Below are 17,944 nucleotides of genomic sequence, written 5' to 3'. Positions count from 1 at the left end.
CCGTATTGTTACGCTGGTAAGCGTAGCCTGAATCTGAGCCCCTTGGGGCGATTACTTAAAAACCACCAGCTAAGCTGGTGGATATTTATTTTGAATTGTTAAGTTTAGGTAAGCAATATTCAAAAAGTGTTGTTTTTATTTTTTCATCTATTATTCTTGTGCCACCTGCATAAACAAATCTTTCTGTTCATTCAGCTTCTTAAAGAAAATCTTAAAACTTCCTGAAAATCCATTCAATCTAATAGGTAGGATGGTCAATTCTATGGTAAAATAAAAGGCGGTTGGTGATAACATGAAGAGTTTATATGATTTTAACTATGAGCAAATGGCAGAATTGGCACTTTCTCATGAATGGAAGAAATTTCGCGGACACCAGATTTTTCAATGGCTGTATCGCAAACGGGTAACCTCTATTGATGAAATGAGTGATTTGTCAAAGGAAACAAGAGAAATTCTAAAAGCAAACTATGCTTTGAAGCCATTGATTTTAAAAGATAAACAAGTATCCAGTGATGGTACAACAAAATATTTATTTGCCTTGGAAGATGGCTCCTTGATCGAAAGCGTCTTAATGCAGTTTGATTATGGAAAAAGCATCTGTGTAACAAGCCAAGTTGGTTGTAATATGTCCTGTGCGTTTTGTGCCAGTGGTTTAACGAAGAAAAAACGCAATCTTACCAGTGGTGAAATGGTTGCACAGGTGATGTATGTACAACAGGATTTGGATAAACAAGAAGAGCGTTTAAGCCATATCGTTGTTATGGGTACTGGAGAGCCATTTGATAATTATGAAAATGTGATGAATTTTTTAAGTACGGTGAATCATGATCGTGGCTTAGGTATCGGGGCAAGACATATTACGATTTCGACTTGCGGTGTCGTTCCTAAGATCTATGAATTTTCAAAGGAACATACCCAGTATAACTTAGCGATTTCTTTGCATGCGCCTAACAATACGCTGCGTGATGAGCTGATGCCGATCAATCACGCCTATCCTTTGGAAGAACTCATGAAGGCAATTCGTCAGTATGTAGCAGAAAACAATCGACGTTTAACTTTTGAGTATATCTTATTAAGAGGTGTCAATGATCAAAAAGAGCATGTGAAACAGCTAGCGAAACTATTGCGTGGTTTAAATGCTTATGTAAATTTGATTCCTTACAATGCAGTGGATGAGAAAGGTTTTCAAGGTGTTGATCATGCCCATGCAATGGTCTTTTATGATGCCCTCATGAAAGAAGGGATTCGCTGTACGATTCGTAAGGAGCATGGAGCGGATATTGATGCGGCATGCGGACAGTTAAGAGTGAAGCATTTACGCAAAGAAGCAAAAGAAAGGCAGGGAAACTAGCTTGAAGTATTATGGAAAGAGTCATATCGGCTTGCGTCGTAAAAATAATCAGGACAGTATCTGTCTGGCAGAAAATCAACAGCATGCTTTATTAGCCGTTGTCTGTGATGGCATTGGCGGAGGTAAAGCCGGTGATGTGGCGTCCGCATTGGCCGCAGAACATATGAAAAAAAGCTTTGAACAAGCAGTATTATGCCATAAAAATGATGTAGAAGTAAAACAATGGCTGAAAGGTGTCATTCAGGAAGCAAACGATTTGATTTTTACGCAGGCAACCAGACGAGAAGAACAGCGCGGTATGGGAACAACCATGGTTGGTATCTTGCATTGTCCGGATGCGACCTATGTGTTTAATGTCGGGGACTCTCGTACCTATGGGTTATATGAAGATGATTTTTTATGTTTGACAGAAGATCATTCCTATGTGGCTGATTTATTAAAACGCGGTGAAGTGAGTGAAGAAGAAGCGAAGCATCATCCTAATCGCAATGTGCTGACAAATGCTTTGGGTATTTGGGATAGTGTAAAGGTTGATATCAATAAGGTCAAAGAAGATTATAAGATGCTATTAGTGTGCAGTGATGGTCTTCATGGCTATGTAAGTGAAGAATTAATCCGCCATATCATGGAAAGTGATTGTGCATTACAGGCAAAGGTAGATTTATTAATTCAAGCGGCATTAGATGCCGGTGGTTATGATAATGTTAGTGTCATCCTTGTGGATAAGGAGGATGCAGCAGATGAATAGAATGCAAAAAATGATAGCAGAACGCTATATCATCAAAGACAGTATCGGAGAAGGCGGCATGGCAGATGTGTATCTGGCTGAGGATACGATCTTGAATCGTGAGGTTGCCATCAAGGTGCTGCGTGGAGAATTAAGCAAAGATCCAGTCACGTTATTGCGCTTTCAGCGTGAGGCAAGTGCGGTCAGTAAGCTTTCGCATCCCAATGTCGTTGATGTCTATGATGTAGGAGAATATGATGGGCATCATTATATTGTCATGGAGTATGTCAGAGGAAGAACCTTAAAACAGTTGATCAGTCAGCGTGGAGCCTTGCATAAGGAAGAGGCCGTTGATATTATGATTCAATTAACCAGTGCAGTACAGCATGCGCATGAGCATAACATCATCCATCGTGATATCAAACCGCAAAACGTCTTAGTGAAGGATGATGGAACAATCAAGATTACGGATTTTGGTATTGCGCTGGCACATGATTCAGTACAGTTGACCCAAAGTGATGCAGTACTGGGCAGTGCGCATTACTTAGCACCGGAAACTACCAGAGGGGAAACACCTACGAATCAGGTTGATATTTATGCTTTAGGAATTGTTTTCTACGAATTGTTGACAGGCAGCGTCCCTTTCCGCGGTGATAATCCGGTACAGATCGCCATGAAACACCTACGTGAGGAAGTACCTAGTGTATGTGAATTTAATCCTACCTTGCCTCAATCAATTGAAAATATCATTATCCATGCGACGGTAAAAAACCGCAAATTGCGTTATCAAAGCACCAAAGAAATGTTATATGATTTAGAACATTGTTTAGATGCATCAAATGCGCATGTAAAAAAACTCAGCTTTGCGCAGGAACAAGATCCTACCCTGATCATGAAGGAACAAAAAAAGGTGACTCAACATAAACCGCGACAAGCAAAAGTGATGGAAATACCGGATGAAGATGACCATCCGCAAAAAGCGGAACAGCAAAAAACAAAGAAGAAAAAGCACAAAACACCACTCATAATTGGCATTTGTATCGCTATTGGAGCACTTGTGGCTTTCATGATTTTCACTAATATCATGTCGCCGAAAGAAGCGGCCATTCCAGAAGTTATTGATCTTGCGAAAGATGAAGCTATCACCAAATTAAGTGAAGCAGGATTTGCTAAGGATAAGATCAAAATCGAAGAGAAATTAACCGATGATAAAAGTTCTGGTACGGTAGTAGATATTTATCCAAAAGCGGGCAGTAAGTATAAAACTAGTGATCCTATTACGTTAACGGTTTCAAAAGGTACGTATTATATCGTCGAAGATTACAAAAATCGTCCATATGAAGATGTGAAAAAGGAATTAGAAGAATATGCACCTAAGGTGAAGCTCATTGTTAAAGAAAAAGAGAATGCAGAGTATAAACCAGGGTACATTATCGAACAAAGTGGTTTAAATATTGGCGAAAAGCTGGATCCACAGCAACCTTGTGAATTATATGTAACGGTAACAAAACGCGTGGAATTTACGATTCAGCTGAATGGTAAAACAGTGGAAGAAGCACAGAACATCTTGGGGGAAAAAGGAATCATCCCGGTATTGGTACAAATGGATAAACCAGAGGATGAAGAAGATGTTGAGGAAGGAGTTGTGGTCAAGAGTGATCCTGTAGAAGGCAGTTGGTACATACAGGAGGGCTCTAATACGATCACATTGTACTACTATTGATGGAAACAGGAAGAATTATTAAAATCATTTCGAATCAGTATGAGGTATTAAATGAACAGGGTGAGCATTTAGCCTGCATTGCCATGGGCAAGCTGCGTAAGCATAAAGCGCCGGTTGTTGGCGATGTTGTAAAGCTTCAGCGATTTGACGCACAAATCGGTATTCAGAAAATCTTACCTAGAAAAAATGAATTGCTGCGTCCGGCAATTGCCAATGTCGATCAGGCAATCATTGTTATGTCTTGTAAAGATCCGGATTTCTCTACGGTGTTGGTAGATCGTTTGATTTTTCAAGTATGTTACGCACAGATCCATCCCATCTTATGCTTTACGAAAATGGATCTTATCGAGGAAGATGATGAAATCCATAAAAAAATCATGGCGTATCGCGATAGTGGCTATGATGTTTATGTCAGTGGGAAAGGGTATGCCAGTGATGCGCTCATACAAATATTGAAAGGGAAAATCTCCGTCTTGACAGGGCAAAGTGGTGCTGGAAAAAGTTCGTTGCTAAACCGTATTGATCCAACATTTCATTTGCAGACACAAGAAATCAGCAAGGCATTAGGACGTGGAAAACATACGACCAGACATTGTGAATTGCATGAGATTGCCGGTGGATGGGTAGCCGATACGCCGGGCTTTTCTTCCATGGATTTTACAACGATGGACATTCAAACGCTGGCTGAACATATTCCTGATTTTGCACCTTATCTGCATCAATGCAAGTTCAATGACTGTATTCATGTGCAAGAACCAAACTGTGCCATTCGCGAGGCCGTGGAAAAGCAAGAAATCAATGGTGAACGCTATGCACATTATCTGGAAGTTGTGCAGATGATCAAACAAGCAAAACCTAAGTATTAATCTAATATAAGAAAAGGAGGAAAAAAATGAAACAAAAATTAGTAATCGCGCCATCGGTGTTATCATTAGATTATGCAAGAGTGAGTGAACAGTTGGCCGATTTGAATAAAACACGTGCAGAATGGATGCATTTTGATGTGATGGATGGACACTTTGTGCCGAATTTAACCTTTGGCCCGGATATCTTAAAAGGCTTTAAAAAAGCAGTAGATATGGTGATGGATGTGCATATCATGGTGAGTGATCCTAAGTTTTATGCGCCTATTTTCATTAAAGCCGGTGCCGATATCGTAACGTTTCATTATGAAGCCGTTGCATCTATCAAAGAATGTGTCGCCTTGTGTAGAACCATTCGCTCCTTAGGTGCGAAAGCCGGCGTGAGTGTGCGCCCTAAAACACCGATTGATGAAATATTACCATATCTACACGAAATGGACGTATTCTTGATCATGAGTGTAGAACCAGGTTTTGGCGGTCAATCTTTTATGGAAGATCAGTTGGATAAGGTAAGAAAATTGCGCAGCTATATTGATGCACATGAGTTAAATGTACGCATAGAAATTGATGGTGGTATCAACGCGAAAACAGCAAAACAGGCGATTGAAGCTGGCTGTGATACGCTGGTTGCGGGAAGCTATGTATTTAAACAAGATGTGCATGAGGCGGTAGAATCCTTATTATGCCTGGCGTAATTCTAATCAGTGGATTAGCTGAACGGGTGTATACAAAAGAAGGCTATGACATCATCGGGGTAGATCATGGCGCCTATATCTGTGCTTTGCAAGGCGTTGTCATGAAAGCTGCCATTGGCGATTTTGATAGTGTGAATAAAACGCAGGTTATCCAAATCCAACAGATGGCAGAAAGAATGGAACAACTTCCTTCACATAAGGATGAGACGGATACAGAAGAGGCGATACTGTACGCTCTTGCACATGGTTATGATGATATTTGGGTCTATGGTGCATTAGGTGGGCGCTTAGATCATGAATTAGCCAATTTATATCTTTTAATGCATCGCAATTATCCCATCACCCTGGTCAATGAACAAAATCGTATTCGTGTAATAAAAGAAGGTACTTATAAAGTACCTAAAGAATATACCTATTTGTCGTTTCTAGCTTTAGAAGACTCCCAGATAACAGAAATCGGCGTTGCCTATCCGTTATCCAAACGCTGTTTATCTACAAGAGATATATATGCAATCAGTAATGAAATCCTAAATGAGCATGCTGAGATTATTGTACATAAAGGAAGCTTTTTAATGATTGAATCAAGTGATAAAATATGATGAAGCGAACTCCAAAGTTTGGATAACCAAATGCATGGAGTTTTTTTCATATACGTTTTACTACATGTAGCTTTTTGTTTATACAGATGGTGCTTGTTCATAATAAAAAACACAGTTTCTTATGACAACATGGAATCTTTGGTAATTGGATAGTTGTCCTTGCTTGGCTCATGGATGTAAATTTTCATAAAGCAAATGATATGATCTGTAACTGTTGTTTAAAAGATTTGAAACGACATAGCTTAGCCGGTTTTCATATTGTGGATAAAGGGATGTGAGATAGAAAAATATGTTAAAAAACTTTATGGGTAGTTTTTAGCTATCTTGTGTTGTTCACGGTTGATAGCAGCAAATTTTGTATATTGGTTAGCATATAAATATGAAGAGGCAATATGTAGTACATCAAACTTTGTTTAAAATACCGTTGTTATTAAGGATGAAACGGTATATGAAATAGAGTGGATCCTTTCGTTTTATCGTTCTTCTTTGAGGAACAGCTATTCTGTATTATAATAAGGGTAGCAACGACATATCCTAACAGTGAAAGAAGGATGAATATGAAAATCACGTTACAACAAAAAATAATAGAAATTACCAAAGATACGCCAGTGGAAAAGCTTATTCCGGCAGTAGAAAAAGCAAATGTCTATGCCATTGTCTTCAATGGGAAGCTCCATGATGTGAAGTATTGTTTAAAGGAAGAAGGAGATCTTTCCTTTGTTTATGCGGATAGTGAGATAGGGAAACAAATTTATGAACGATCTTTGAGCTTTTTGTTTATTGCGGCTGTGCATCGCTTATACCCTAAAGCGCATGTGTGTATTGAACATGCGCTAAGTAATGGTTTGTTTTGTGAAGTGGAACAGCAAAGCTATTTAACGCCTGAGGATGTTTTTCAGATTGAACAGACCATGAAACAAATGACCAGGGAAAAGCTCGCAATCTTACGCAGAGTCGTGCCTACAAAAGAAGCCGTAGCTTTTTTTGAAGCATGCGGAATGCTGCATAAGGCAAGCTTATTGCGAAATCGCCATAGTAAAACAAGTAGTATATATCATTTAGAAGATGTCAATGATTATTTTTATGGTATCATGCTGCCAAACACTAGTTATCTAACGCATTTTGCATTGCGCTATTATGCTCCCGGTATTTGGTTATCACCACAAGAACACTTTGTGAATCAGGGAAAGATGTTTCAAGTATTTCAAGAATTTGAGGCCTGGGGGAAAGCCATCGGCGTATCGCATATAGCGCAGCTAAACCAGAAAATTATGGAAGGAAAGATGGATGAGTTGGTGTTAATGAGTGAAACGATGGTCGAAAAGAAATTAGAGGATATTGCAGTGAAAATGTTAAAAGAACATGCAGGTACTCGTTTCATTTTAATAGCCGGCCCTAGTTCAGCAGGGAAAACAACTTTTTCAAAGCGCTTATCCATCCATTTGAAAATACATGGGAAAGAACCTATTGCTATATCCATGGATGATTTTTATAAAAATCGTGAGGATTGTCCAAAATTGCCGGATGGCAGTTATGACTTTGAATCGTTAGAAGCTTTGGATCTGGAGCTGTTTAATGAAACGATGTTAAAGTTATTGCATAACCTTCCAGCTCGTATGCCGCATTTTAAATTTAAAACAGGAAAACGTGAGTGGAGAGAAACGTTATGCATGCAACAGGATCAGCTTTTAATTATTGAAGGCATTCATGGATTGAATCCAACGACAAGTGCTTATATACCGGATTCAGCAAAATTCCGCATTTATATCAATGCATTGACGCATCTCAATTTAGATGATCATAATCGTATTCCAACAAGTGATTATCGTTTAATACGTCGTATCGCACGAGATTATCAATCTCGCGGTTGGAGTGCTGCAGAAACGATTCATTCATGGAAAAATGTCCGTTATGGCGAAGATCGCTATATTTATCCATATCAAGAAGAAGCAGATGCCATTTTCAATAGTTCTATGGTCTATGAATTAGCAGTATTAAAGCCTATTGTTCTTCCTTTGTTAGAAGAAGTTGACATAAAGGAAGAAGCGTATCTGGAAGCGAATCGTCTGCATAAGCTATTAGACTATTTCTTGACTGGGGATTCCTCAGCCATTCCACGCAGCTCTATTCTGGCAGAGTTTATTGGGAATAGCATCTTTGATGTATCGTAATTTTAGCAATCCAAAGGAGCAGACTTCTGCTCTTTTTGATTGCTGATGTCTCATTCAATTTTAGATTGTACGTGAAGGTTTAGAGAAATAAAAAAAACAGGTTTCCCTGTTTAAATCACTCTTAGATAGCGTTTTTGTTCTTTAATGTTTTCAATGCACGAGCACTAATACGGATCGTTTGAGGTTTCCCATCAACAACGACTTTAACCTTCTGTAAATTTACATTCCAGTTACGACGAGATGCACGCATAGAGTGAGAGCGTTTATTACCTGATAAAGGACCTTTACCTGTAATTGCACAAACTTTTGACATACCGTTTACCTCCTTCCGTATAATACTTAACATAATTCGCTTAAATATCATACCATTTAAGATTATAAAATGCAAGAATATTTTTTATTTTTATTTATCTGTTGATCACCCTTAAGGATATGTTTGTAAAACGGTGATTTTAAAGGGTTTTCAATCAATTTTAAGGAAGGATAACGGGCTAGTAGTAAGGATGTGTAATATTTACCAATTGCATTCATGAAAGGGCTGTTCTATAATTAGACTGAGTTATTATAACAAAAGGAATGATGGTATGAGAAAAACAAAGGTATTTACAATCTTTCTTGGGGTAAGTTTACTGGCAGTTAACGTTTTGCCAAATATAGAAAAAAAGCTGTTTGCGGAAGAAGAACATTCAGAAACTAGGAAGGGTTCTTCTTATGGCGATCAAACAGGTATGTTTTTAAAGATGGATGAAGATGGAAAAATCACTTATGTAAAAGCGAATCCAGAGGGTGTCAAAGAGGACATTACCTTGCCGGAAGATACAGATGAAGAGGTAACGTTTGATGTGGAAATGGAAACCAAAGATGGAGCTAGTGCAGAGGTTGGCCATTATGATACCATTGAGGATGCGGTAAAGACAGCAAATATGTTACAGCTAACACGCAGCATGATGCGTTCAGCAAATAGTGATGTGGATGTTTCTGTGTATAGTAAGAATGTATTACGCAGCACTACCAAACCATCTATCGTAAAATTTAAAGTGTTGGATGGTGGAATGACGACACCATATAAGGAAGTCGATACCAATATCAGTGGGTATACGAGTGCCGTTTATGCGGTAGATGCAGCCTATCTTGGCACGGTGGATGGAAAGGTCAAGTTTCGTATGGCCGGAGTTACCGGTTTGGTGGATGCGAAATATGTTACCATTCAGGAATATACAGCAAAGGTGAATGTCAGTTATTATTATGTGACAAAGAATAAACTCTATCATCAGATATTTACACCATATTACAGTTCATCTCAGCGCGTTGGAAATGCGCCAGCGTATTTGAAAGAGAATACAAAATATTTCAGCTATGACGGTCATTATTTTTATACTGCTTTTGAAACCATGATCAATGATTATCAAAAGGATGTATACAGCCATGCGGTTAATAAGGAATCACCTTATTATAATTACTATCAGTTTCTTTCGATGCGTACGGTATCTAGTTTTACAGCAGATCATTTAAATAAACGTTTGTTAGAAGGTACGACAAATACGAAATCAAAGCTGCGAAATCGTGGCGTAGATTTTATCAATGCACAACAATATGGTACAAATGCAGCTTTGGCTTTTGGTTTGGCAGTGAATGAAAGTGCTTGGGGCAATAGCTCTATCGCACAGGAAAAAAACAACATCTTTGGATTAAATGCTGTGGATACCAGTCCGGGAACTTCAGCGAATACATTCGCCTCAGTTGCGGCATGTATCAATGATTTTGCGAAAAACTGGGTGTCGCTTGGCTATACAGATCCATATGATTGGCGATATTATGGACCTCATCTTGGGGATAAACAAAGCGGTATGAATGTGCAATATGCTAGTGATCCTTACTGGGGGGAAAAAGCGGCAGCACAAGGTTATTTTTTGGAAGATCTTTCTGGTAAAAAGGACAGTGATAAGTACACCCTTGTGATTGACACCGGTGTAAAACCAATCAGTATATATAAGGATGCTAAAACCTCCAGCAAAGAATATTATCAAAACGGAAATAGCAATAGCAAGGTCATTCATCAATTCCCATTTGTTGTGTTAGATACGGTAAAAAACAGTCAAGGTACATGGTATAAAATACGTACAGACTGCATCTTAAAAGCAGATCGCAGTGCTAAGAATAATGATTCCAATGGTCTATATGATTACACATACAATTATGGATACATAAAGGTAAAAGATTCGATGATGGTCATTTATGAAGGCAATCAAGATGCTAACCATGATAAGGTGCCTGACACACCGGATAAACCAGATGAAAAAGTTTTACCCGGAGATGTAAATGGTGATGGGAAATTATCTCCTGCTGACTATGTGAAAATCAAAAATCATATCATGGGTGTGACAAAATTAAAAGGAACGCCTTTAAAAGCAGCGGATGCAAATCAAGATGGTAAAATTTCACCAGCTGATTATGTAGTCGTTAAGAACAGGATCATGGGGAAATAGTGGAGGTAAAGATGAGAAAGAAAATAACAAAATTTCTGGCAGGTATCAGTGTTGCTATTTTAGCAGTAACAGTACTGAATCTGCCTAAAAAACATATTGCTGCAGCAGGCTTATCCGTATCTTGTAGTAGTTCGACAATTTATGTTGGAGATACTGTGACCTTTACGGTCAGTGTTTCTGGTGGAGCAGGTATGGTGGCTGTGAGTGGTGCTGCAAATGATTCTGATTGGTTTGAAAATAATTCTCGATCCTATACCGTAAAAGGAACTAGTGCTGGCAGTCTTAGCGTCTATGCTTCAGGAACGATTGCCGATTTTAATACGGAAAAGGATCAGTCATTGTCTTCTTCTTGTACCGTGGTGGTAAAAGAACGCAGCAAACCATCAAACAACAATAATAATAGTTCAAGTAATTCAGGAAATAATGATACTTCACAGAACAATAATGATGATTATAACAATGCTCCTTCCAATAATGATACACCAAAGAATGAGCCTAGTAATAAAACAGAGAAACCAAAAGAAGAAGAAAAGAAAAATAAGGATAGTTCCTTGAAGTCTTTAAGTGTCAGTGAAGGCAAATTATCCCCGGCATTTCAAGCTGGAACAACTTCATATAAGGTTGATCTGCCTGGTAGTGTAGATACCCTAAAGGTCAGTGCAGCAGCAAATAACAGCAAGGCATCACTGAGTGGAATCGGAAAAAAGAAGTTGAAACCCGGTAATAATACGATTCAAGTGATATGTACTGCAGAAAATGGGACATCAACAACCTATACGATAAAGGTACATGTGGATGAAAAACCACTAGTCTTTGTAAATTATCAAGGGAAAAAACTTGGCGTTTCTCGTTCAGCTGCGAAATTGTCTAAGAAATTATTTGAGGAAACAAAGCTTACCATTGATGGAAAAGTAGTACCAGCTTGGACAAATAAAAGCTTACATATGACATTGTTGTATTTAGAAAATGATGATAAAAAAGACTTTTATTTTTATGATACGGAAAAGAAAGAAGTAACATCCATTTATCGCCCGATGGGCTTACTTGGAGAAAATATTGCGATCATCGATGTGCCCAAAGCGTTGCAAAAACGTACCGGTATGGTGTTTACAACAGTAAAGGTCGATGGAAAAGAACTTCCTGGTTGGACATATCAAGATAAGGCGTTTGCTGATTACGCATTGCTTTATGTAATGAATGATGCCGGTGATAAGGTGTATTATCAATATGAGAAAACAGGGAATACATTACAGCGGTATGCCGGTGGTGCGGCAATCACGCAGAATGCATATGAAAAATTACTAAAAGCACATGAGGAAGAAACGAAGCAGCTGAAACTGATCGTGTATGGTCTTTGTGCATTGAGTGCTATCCTTTTCTTGGCTATTCTTATCATATGTGTCAAGAAACGCAAACCAAAACATTTTAATAAGATTGATGTGAAGGGTAGACCATTATCAAAAAGCGCTGAAATAGAGCACGAAAGTTTGGTTAAAATGCAGCAAGAAGATGGAGAGAATTTCTAAGATTCTCTCTTTTTTAAAACGGCGGAGCAAGGAAAATCCTAAATCTGAAAAAAATATGACAAATTCCTGTAAAATGTTTTTTATCCACCATTTTTATGATATTATATATGAGTATAAGTGAAAACGTGTGTAAGGGGGTAAACCTTATGAATCGAAAGGAAATCTATGCCTCCGTAGAAATTGCCGATCATGAAATTCGCCTGATTGTTGGAGAATTTTATGATACCAGATTTAATATTCTGCGGGTTGAAAGAGCAGGGATTACTGGAATTGAAAAAAAGAAAATTATAGATGAACAAAATGTTGTAAATGGAATCATAAAAGCTGTGAAACAGGCGGAGGAATCGCTTGGTTATCATATTGAACGAGCATTGGTATCGTTACCGAGCGTCAATGTGGCCAGACATAATAAACGTGTTCATGTATTGCCACAGGCAAGCAGTAAACGTATTCGGTTAAGTGATATTCAAAAAGGACTGAATGAAGCGATTACATATAAACCAGATCCTGAATTAGAATTGGTGAATGTCGGCTGTATTAAATACATAACCAATGGTATTACTTCAAGAAAAATGCCAATCGATGAAATAAGTGATATGTTGATCATGGATGTTGATTTATTATTCGCAGATAAAGAAACCGTGTATTCCTATGCACGCTGTATCGAAAAAGCTGGTTTAGAAATTCTGGATGTATGTTTGGATTCTTATGCCATTGCCCAAGAAGCAGCGGTTTTTGAGCAGACGGTTGATAAATATGTCATATTAATTGATTTAGCTCGACAGAATACTACACTTTCTTTATTTACGCATGGTAAACTTGTAAACTGCGAGGTATTAGAAGATGGATATGGCAAATGGTTAGCAAAGCTTTGTGAAGAAAACCATTTATCGCCACATGTCGGTTATCGCTTGGTACAAAATACTTGCTGTTTAAAAGAACATGAAGCAAAGGATACGATTATTTATGTTTGGAGTGAAGGCAAAGAGCAGAAACAGCTGAGTGAAAAGCAAGTATGTCAGCTGGTTGCGCCATACATTCATGAATGGATCCAAGGCATTAATGAAGCCTGTGCACCAATTATTGAGAGTGGCGATGTTCGCTATCTAATCACAGGAGAAGGCTGTGAGATTCAGGCAGTTGAACCGTTGTTCGATGAATTAAATGCGCCTTGGCAGCTATATGTGCCACAGACGATTGGAGCTAGAGATTGTTCCTTAGTAACTTGCTTAGGCTTATTTTACAGTTGGAAGGAACAGATAGATATTCGCAATGATCAACGTACAAGCTGTGCTGATGCAGAAGTAGAACAGGTTGTGGAAACTATACGCCGTAAGACGTCCACACAGGATGAAGAAGGCGGATTTACGAAGAAATTGAAAAGCATTCTGTTGAATGATCGATAAAAGAAGAGAGAGCGAGGAATAAAGATGAGTGATTTACAGTTTGAACAGGTAGCAAATATTAAAGTGTTTGGAATCGGCGGTGGCGGCTGTAATGCGGTGAACCGTATGGTGAGCGAAGGTGTTAAAGGGGTCGAGTTTTATGTGGCAAATACGGATTTACAGGCATTAAATATTTCTCCTGTAGAAAATAAACTGGTGCTTGGACGTGAGATTACCAAAGGTCTTGGAGCAGGCGCAAACCCGGAAATGGGAAGACGAGCTGCACAGGAAAATGAAAATGAAATTCGTGAGGCAATCAAAGGAAGTGACATGGTCTTTATAACTACCGGTTTAGGTGGAGGTACTGGTACTGGTGCTGCGCCATTATTTGCGAAGATAGCAAAAGAAGAAGGCGCATTGACTGTAGGTATCGTAACCAAACCATTTACCTTTGAAGGCAAGAAACGTATGAAGGCAGCTGAAGAAGGCTTAGCTGAAATGAAAGAATACGTAGATTCTTTGATTATCGTTTCTAATAATAACCTTATTGAGGTCATCGGACGAAGACCATTGACGGAAGCATTCCAGGCTGCTGATAATGTATTGCGTCAGGGCGTGCAGACGATTACGGATTTAATTGCCGTACCGGCATTGATCAATTTGGACTTCGCGGATGTTCGCACAATTATGGAAAATCAAGGCTCTGCATTAATTGGTATTGGTATGGCAGAAGGAGAAGACAAAGCACGTGCTGCAGCTGAAAAAGCTATTCAATCCCCATTGCTGGAGGCACAGATTACTGGTGCACGCAATGCTATTGTCAATATTACCGGTGGAGAATCTATCACCTTATTTGATGCTGAGGATGCTATGGCTTTAGTACGTGAGGCTGCTGGAAATGATATTGATGCTATCTTTGGTGTTGCGATCAATGAAAAACTAGGAGATTCTATCATTGTTACCGTCATTGCTACAGGTTTTGACGCTGATAAGAATGAAGAAGATGTCTTAGAAAAAGCATTCTCTTATTCTGCTGCTAAGGCTGCGCCAAAGCAAAGTGTAAAAGCATCAGAACCGGAAGTATATGCAACTTCACGCATAAATGATGCAAAAGAGGATGACAATGAAGGGATTCCTTCCTTCTTCACTAGAAGATAATGATGAAGTTTTATTACATAGATGATGCTATGTTTGAAGCCGGGGCATTTCAAGAAGAAATTCGTCATCGCTTTTTGTGCCATTTACGTAAAAATCAGGTGAAATTGATTTTGGTGAGTGCAGCTCATAAGGAGAATGGACGATACCGTAAGTTCCTTGAAGAATGTAAGAATATTTCCATCGTTCGCAGTCCAGCAATATTTGATGTGGATGGAATTTGTGGAACCTTGCATACTGGGTATGCGGCCATTGAGGGTTATCCAATTCAGCATGCATATTCGGGTACTTGCGTGGAATTTGATGAAAAAGAAAAAAAAGCGAAACGGATTTATCTGGATATGTTTGTGGATCATCATGAGGAAGAAAATTTTGATTTTCTGGTGGAAGAACTAGAAAAAGCCATTCAAGATAAAATCTTTGACATGAAGAAAAAGAAAGATGAAATAAATTAAATAATAAGAAAGTATGAAATAGCTGCGGTTGTTTTATACTTTTTTCTTTAGAACTCACTTGCGCCTTCTTCCTATGTGAAAACACCTTTTTTCAGTAGTTTTGTCATGTTTTGACGAAGTGTACATAGCATGCATGAAAGCATCATAAGGTGTAACTGAAGGAGGGATCGTATGCCGTATCGAAAGACGATTCAGGAGATAGAAACAGCTTGTCAAAGTGATCTTCATAAAGGATTGAGTGAAGAAGAGGCACAAAGAAGACAAAAAGAGCAAGGGAAAAATATTTTAAATAAGAAAAAGAAAGTAACGCTCTTACAAATGTTTCTGGAACAATTTCAGGATCCAATGGTCATTATATTGATTATTGGGGCAATCGTATCTATATTTTTAAAGGAATATATGGACGCTTGTATCATTTTGGTTGTGATCGTGTTAAATGCAATCATTGGTGTCATTCAAGAGTTTAAAGCAGAAAAAGCGATTGATGCTTTGGAAAAGTTATCAGAGCCAAAAGCGTATGTCCTGCGAGATGGCTATTTGAAAGAAATCAATTCCGAAGATTTAGTTGTGGGAGATATTGTAGAGCTGGAAGCAGGTCGTTATATACCTGCCGATATGCGTTTGCTCACCAGTACCAATTTAAAGGTGGAAGAAAGCACGCTAACTGGGGAAAGTGAGGCTATTGAAAAACAGGCAGATATTGTCTATCCGGATGAGATGCATATCGCGGATCAGCGCAACATGGTGTTCATGTCGACGTATGTTACATATGGTAAAGCACAAGGGATGGTCGTTCGCTGTGGGATGGACAGTGAGGTTGGCAAGATTGCCCGCATGCTGGATGAAACAAAAGAGGATATGACGCCTTTGCAGCAACGGTTGGCACATTTATCAAAGATTTTGGGAATGCTATCGTTAGGAGTTTGTGCGGCCATGTTTGTGGTTGCCATATTACAAGGGCGAAATCTTTTTGATATGCTGCTACTCTCCATTTCTTTGGCAGTGGCGGCTATTCCAGAAGGCTTACCAGCCGTTGTCACCATTGTGTTAGCATTAGGCGTTCAGGTCATGAGTAAGCAAAATGCCATCGTGCGCAAACTGCATGCGGTAGAAACATTGGGTTCTGTTAGTGTTATTTGTAGTGATAAGACCGGAACTTTAACACAGAATAAGATGCATGTGGTCAGCAGTTATGCCAATGGCATGTTGCAGGAAGTAAATGATGAATTATTGAAAGGTATGGTGCTTTGCAATGATGCCAGTATATCGCAAAATGAAGTATTAGGAGAGCCAACAGAAACAGCATTGTTATGCTTTGGTGAAAAACAAGGCTTTCATAAGAAGGACTTGGATATGAAATATGTCCGCGTCAATGAAATTCCTTTTGATTCTAATCGAAAAAGAATGACGACAATCCATCAGCATGAGCGAGAAGTTGTTGCTTATACGAAGGGAGCATTGGAAAAGATCTTAGCGATGTGCACCAGTGTTTGGCAGGATGGCAAGGCAGTACGCATGTCAAATTATGAAAAGCAGCGCATTTTAGAAGCCAGCCGTCAAGTGAGTGAAGATGCACAGCGGGTCTTGGCATTAGCAAGAAAAACATTGAAATCGCCTTATGAAGATGATGTTGAGAATAAGATGTGCTTCATTGGTTTTGTTGGTTTAATGGATCCACCGCGAGAAGAAGTTAAAGATGCTATTGCCCGATGTTATAAAGCCGGTATCCGTGTGGCGATGATCACCGGAGATCATCCTTTAACCGCATTAGCAATTGCCCGCAGACTTGGAATTGCCAAACAAGAGACAGAAGTGATTACCGGAAATCAGTTAGATGCGATGAGTGATGAGGAACTGTGTGCCAGTGTAAAAGGATATCGTGTGTTTGCCCGCGTGACACCGCAGCATAAAGTACGCATTGTTCAGGCTTTTAAACAAAATGATATGGTGGTAGCCATGGGGGGAGATGGAGTCAATGATGCGCCTTCCTTGAAACAGGCAGATATCGGTATCGCTATGGGACAGGGAGGGACCGATGTTTGTAAACAGGCGAGTGATATGATCTTGGCAGATGATAACTTTGCGACCATTGTGAAAGCTGTGGAAGAGGGCAGAGGAATCTATGAAAATATCCAAAAAGCGATTCTTTATCTGTTAAGTTGTAACCTTGGAGAAATTATGTCATTATTTTTAGCCATTTTATGCATGCCACATGTGGTATCAACCTTAAGTGCTATCCAGATCTTATGGGTTAATTTGATTACGGACGCTTTCCCTGCACTTGCTTTAGGTGTAGATCCTATGGAATGGGATATCATGGAGCAACAACCAAGAAATGCAAAAGAGAGTTTGTTTGCCCATGGAGGTTGGATGTTTACCATTTTAAATGGTATGTTTATCGGTACCATTACACTAGTCGCTTTCCGTTATGGATTAAATAGCAGTCCCGCTAAAGCACAAACAATGGCATTTATGGTATTGTCTTTATCACAGCTTTTCCATGCATTTAATTTGCGCAGCCGTACCCATTCTATCTTTGCCGTCGGTTTATTTAAGAACAAATGGTTAATCTTGACGTTCTTGTTTAGTACAGCATTGCAGATCGCCGTATGTCAGTTGCCGATCTTTAATTTTATATTAAAAACGGTACCGTTAGATATGATGAGTTGGGGGTTGGTGTTTGGCTTAAGTGCCAGTGTGATTTTCATTAATGAAGCTAGCAAATGGTTCGCGAAGGATAAATAAGAAAACAGGTTATAGGCAGAAAGTGATTGTTGAATAAATATGGAAGTTTAAAAGCATTGATAG

Annotated in this window: 14 protein-coding genes; 13 read left to right on the top strand and 1 reads right to left on the bottom strand. The window is 39.0% G+C overall.

Translation table 11 applies throughout. The annotated features are described in order from the left end of the window. Window positions 1-292 precede the first annotated feature (292 nt). The 7 genes from rlmN to AC1VS3_RS08480 all read left to right on the top strand — a co-directional run bounded on the left by rlmN (window position 293) and on the right by AC1VS3_RS08480 (window position 8,129). Window positions 293-1,351, top strand: coding sequence for a dual-specificity RNA methyltransferase RlmN (gene rlmN, locus AC1VS3_RS08510; RefSeq protein WP_481275592.1), 1,059 nt, complete (start codon window positions 293-295; stop codon window positions 1,349-1,351). Window position 1,352: 1 nt separating this feature from the next. Further along, window positions 1,353-2,099, top strand: coding sequence for a Stp1/IreP family PP2C-type Ser/Thr phosphatase (locus tag AC1VS3_RS08505; protein WP_008689196.1), 747 nt, complete (start codon window positions 1,353-1,355; stop codon window positions 2,097-2,099). Then, complete coding sequence (pknB, locus tag AC1VS3_RS08500) at window positions 2,092-3,801, top strand: Stk1 family PASTA domain-containing Ser/Thr kinase (protein WP_008979608.1); 1,710 nt, start codon at window positions 2,092-2,094, stop codon at window positions 3,799-3,801. Before AC1VS3_RS08505 ends, pknB begins: the two co-directional genes overlap by 8 nt. Next, the gene (gene rsgA, locus AC1VS3_RS08495; protein WP_481275591.1) at window positions 3,801-4,667 is read left to right on the top strand and encodes a ribosome small subunit-dependent GTPase A; all 867 of its coding nucleotides are present in this window, start codon (window positions 3,801-3,803) and stop codon (window positions 4,665-4,667) included. Before pknB ends, rsgA begins: the two co-directional genes overlap by 1 nt. 26 nt (window positions 4,668-4,693) lie before the next feature. Then, complete coding sequence (rpe, locus tag AC1VS3_RS08490) at window positions 4,694-5,359, top strand: ribulose-phosphate 3-epimerase (RefSeq protein ID WP_117547231.1); 666 nt, start codon at window positions 4,694-4,696, stop codon at window positions 5,357-5,359. After that, window positions 5,347-5,958 (top strand): thiamine diphosphokinase, encoded by a 612-nt coding sequence (locus tag AC1VS3_RS08485; protein WP_481275590.1) that lies wholly within the window; start codon window positions 5,347-5,349, stop codon window positions 5,956-5,958. Before rpe ends, AC1VS3_RS08485 begins: the two co-directional genes overlap by 13 nt. Before the next feature lie 557 nt (window positions 5,959-6,515). Beyond that, window positions 6,516-8,129 (top strand): nucleoside kinase, encoded by a 1,614-nt coding sequence (locus tag AC1VS3_RS08480; protein WP_481275589.1) that lies wholly within the window; start codon window positions 6,516-6,518, stop codon window positions 8,127-8,129. A 121-nt stretch (window positions 8,130-8,250) separates the two neighbouring features. Here the strand turns inward: AC1VS3_RS08480 and rpmB are convergent, their stop codons facing one another. Further along, complete coding sequence (gene rpmB, locus AC1VS3_RS08475) at window positions 8,251-8,442, bottom strand: 50S ribosomal protein L28 (protein WP_008689190.1); 192 nt, start codon at window positions 8,440-8,442, stop codon at window positions 8,251-8,253. A 271-nt stretch (window positions 8,443-8,713) separates the two neighbouring features. Here rpmB and AC1VS3_RS08470 point away from each other — a divergent pair, with 271 nt between their 5' ends. The 6 genes from AC1VS3_RS08470 (at window position 8,714) to AC1VS3_RS08445 (ending at window position 17,881) form a co-directional block, all read left to right on the top strand. Further along, entirely contained in the window at window positions 8,714-10,615 is a 1,902-nt protein-coding gene (locus AC1VS3_RS08470; RefSeq protein ID WP_008979602.1) for a glucosaminidase domain-containing protein, read from the top strand. An 11-nt stretch (window positions 10,616-10,626) separates the two neighbouring features. Continuing rightward, a complete protein-coding gene (locus AC1VS3_RS08465) occupies window positions 10,627-12,141 on the top strand; it encodes a cadherin-like beta sandwich domain-containing protein (protein ID WP_481275588.1) in 1,515 nt (504 codons plus the stop codon). Window positions 12,142-12,287: 146 nt separating this feature from the next. Further along, entirely contained in the window at window positions 12,288-13,547 is a 1,260-nt protein-coding gene (locus tag AC1VS3_RS08460) for a cell division protein FtsA (protein ID WP_008689184.1), read from the top strand. Window positions 13,548-13,571: 24 nt separating this feature from the next. Beyond that, a complete protein-coding gene (ftsZ, locus tag AC1VS3_RS08455; RefSeq protein WP_008689183.1) occupies window positions 13,572-14,684 on the top strand; it encodes a cell division protein FtsZ in 1,113 nt (370 codons plus the stop codon). 2 nt (window positions 14,685-14,686) lie between these two features. Continuing rightward, complete coding sequence (locus AC1VS3_RS08450; protein ID WP_017144613.1) at window positions 14,687-15,136, top strand: hypothetical protein; 450 nt, start codon at window positions 14,687-14,689, stop codon at window positions 15,134-15,136. Between the two features lie 171 nt (window positions 15,137-15,307). Continuing rightward, window positions 15,308-17,881, top strand: coding sequence for a calcium-translocating P-type ATPase, SERCA-type (locus AC1VS3_RS08445; protein WP_008689179.1), 2,574 nt, complete (start codon window positions 15,308-15,310; stop codon window positions 17,879-17,881). The last annotated feature ends 63 nt before the right edge of the window (window positions 17,882-17,944 follow it).

Source organism: Longicatena sp. (genome assembly GCF_982403165.1).
This window is presented reverse-complemented; position numbering and strand designations above follow the sequence as displayed.

Excerpts from the sequence above, each read along its gene's own strand:
- rlmN (WP_481275592.1), top strand. The coding sequence starts at position 293 with ATGAAGAGTTTATATGATTTTAACTATGAGCAAATGGCAGAATTGGCA.
- pknB (WP_008979608.1), top strand. The coding sequence starts at position 2,092 with ATGAATAGAATGCAAAAAATGATAGCAGAACGCTATATCATCAAAGAC.
- rsgA (WP_481275591.1), top strand. The coding sequence starts at position 3,801 with ATGGAAACAGGAAGAATTATTAAAATCATTTCGAATCAGTATGAGGTA.
- rpe (WP_117547231.1), top strand. The coding sequence starts at position 4,694 with ATGAAACAAAAATTAGTAATCGCGCCATCGGTGTTATCATTAGATTAT.
- AC1VS3_RS08485 (WP_481275590.1), top strand. The coding sequence starts at position 5,347 with ATGCCTGGCGTAATTCTAATCAGTGGATTAGCTGAACGGGTGTATACA.
- AC1VS3_RS08480 (WP_481275589.1), top strand. The coding sequence starts at position 6,516 with ATGAAAATCACGTTACAACAAAAAATAATAGAAATTACCAAAGATACG.
- rpmB (WP_008689190.1), bottom strand. The coding sequence starts at position 8,442 with ATGTCAAAAGTTTGTGCAATTACAGGTAAAGGTCCTTTATCAGGTAAT.
- AC1VS3_RS08470 (WP_008979602.1), top strand. The coding sequence starts at position 8,714 with ATGAGAAAAACAAAGGTATTTACAATCTTTCTTGGGGTAAGTTTACTG.
- AC1VS3_RS08465 (WP_481275588.1), top strand. The coding sequence starts at position 10,627 with ATGAGAAAGAAAATAACAAAATTTCTGGCAGGTATCAGTGTTGCTATT.
- AC1VS3_RS08460 (WP_008689184.1), top strand. The coding sequence starts at position 12,288 with ATGAATCGAAAGGAAATCTATGCCTCCGTAGAAATTGCCGATCATGAA.
- ftsZ (WP_008689183.1), top strand. The coding sequence starts at position 13,572 with ATGAGTGATTTACAGTTTGAACAGGTAGCAAATATTAAAGTGTTTGGA.
- AC1VS3_RS08450 (WP_017144613.1), top strand. The coding sequence starts at position 14,687 with ATGAAGTTTTATTACATAGATGATGCTATGTTTGAAGCCGGGGCATTT.
- AC1VS3_RS08445 (WP_008689179.1), top strand. The coding sequence starts at position 15,308 with ATGCCGTATCGAAAGACGATTCAGGAGATAGAAACAGCTTGTCAAAGT.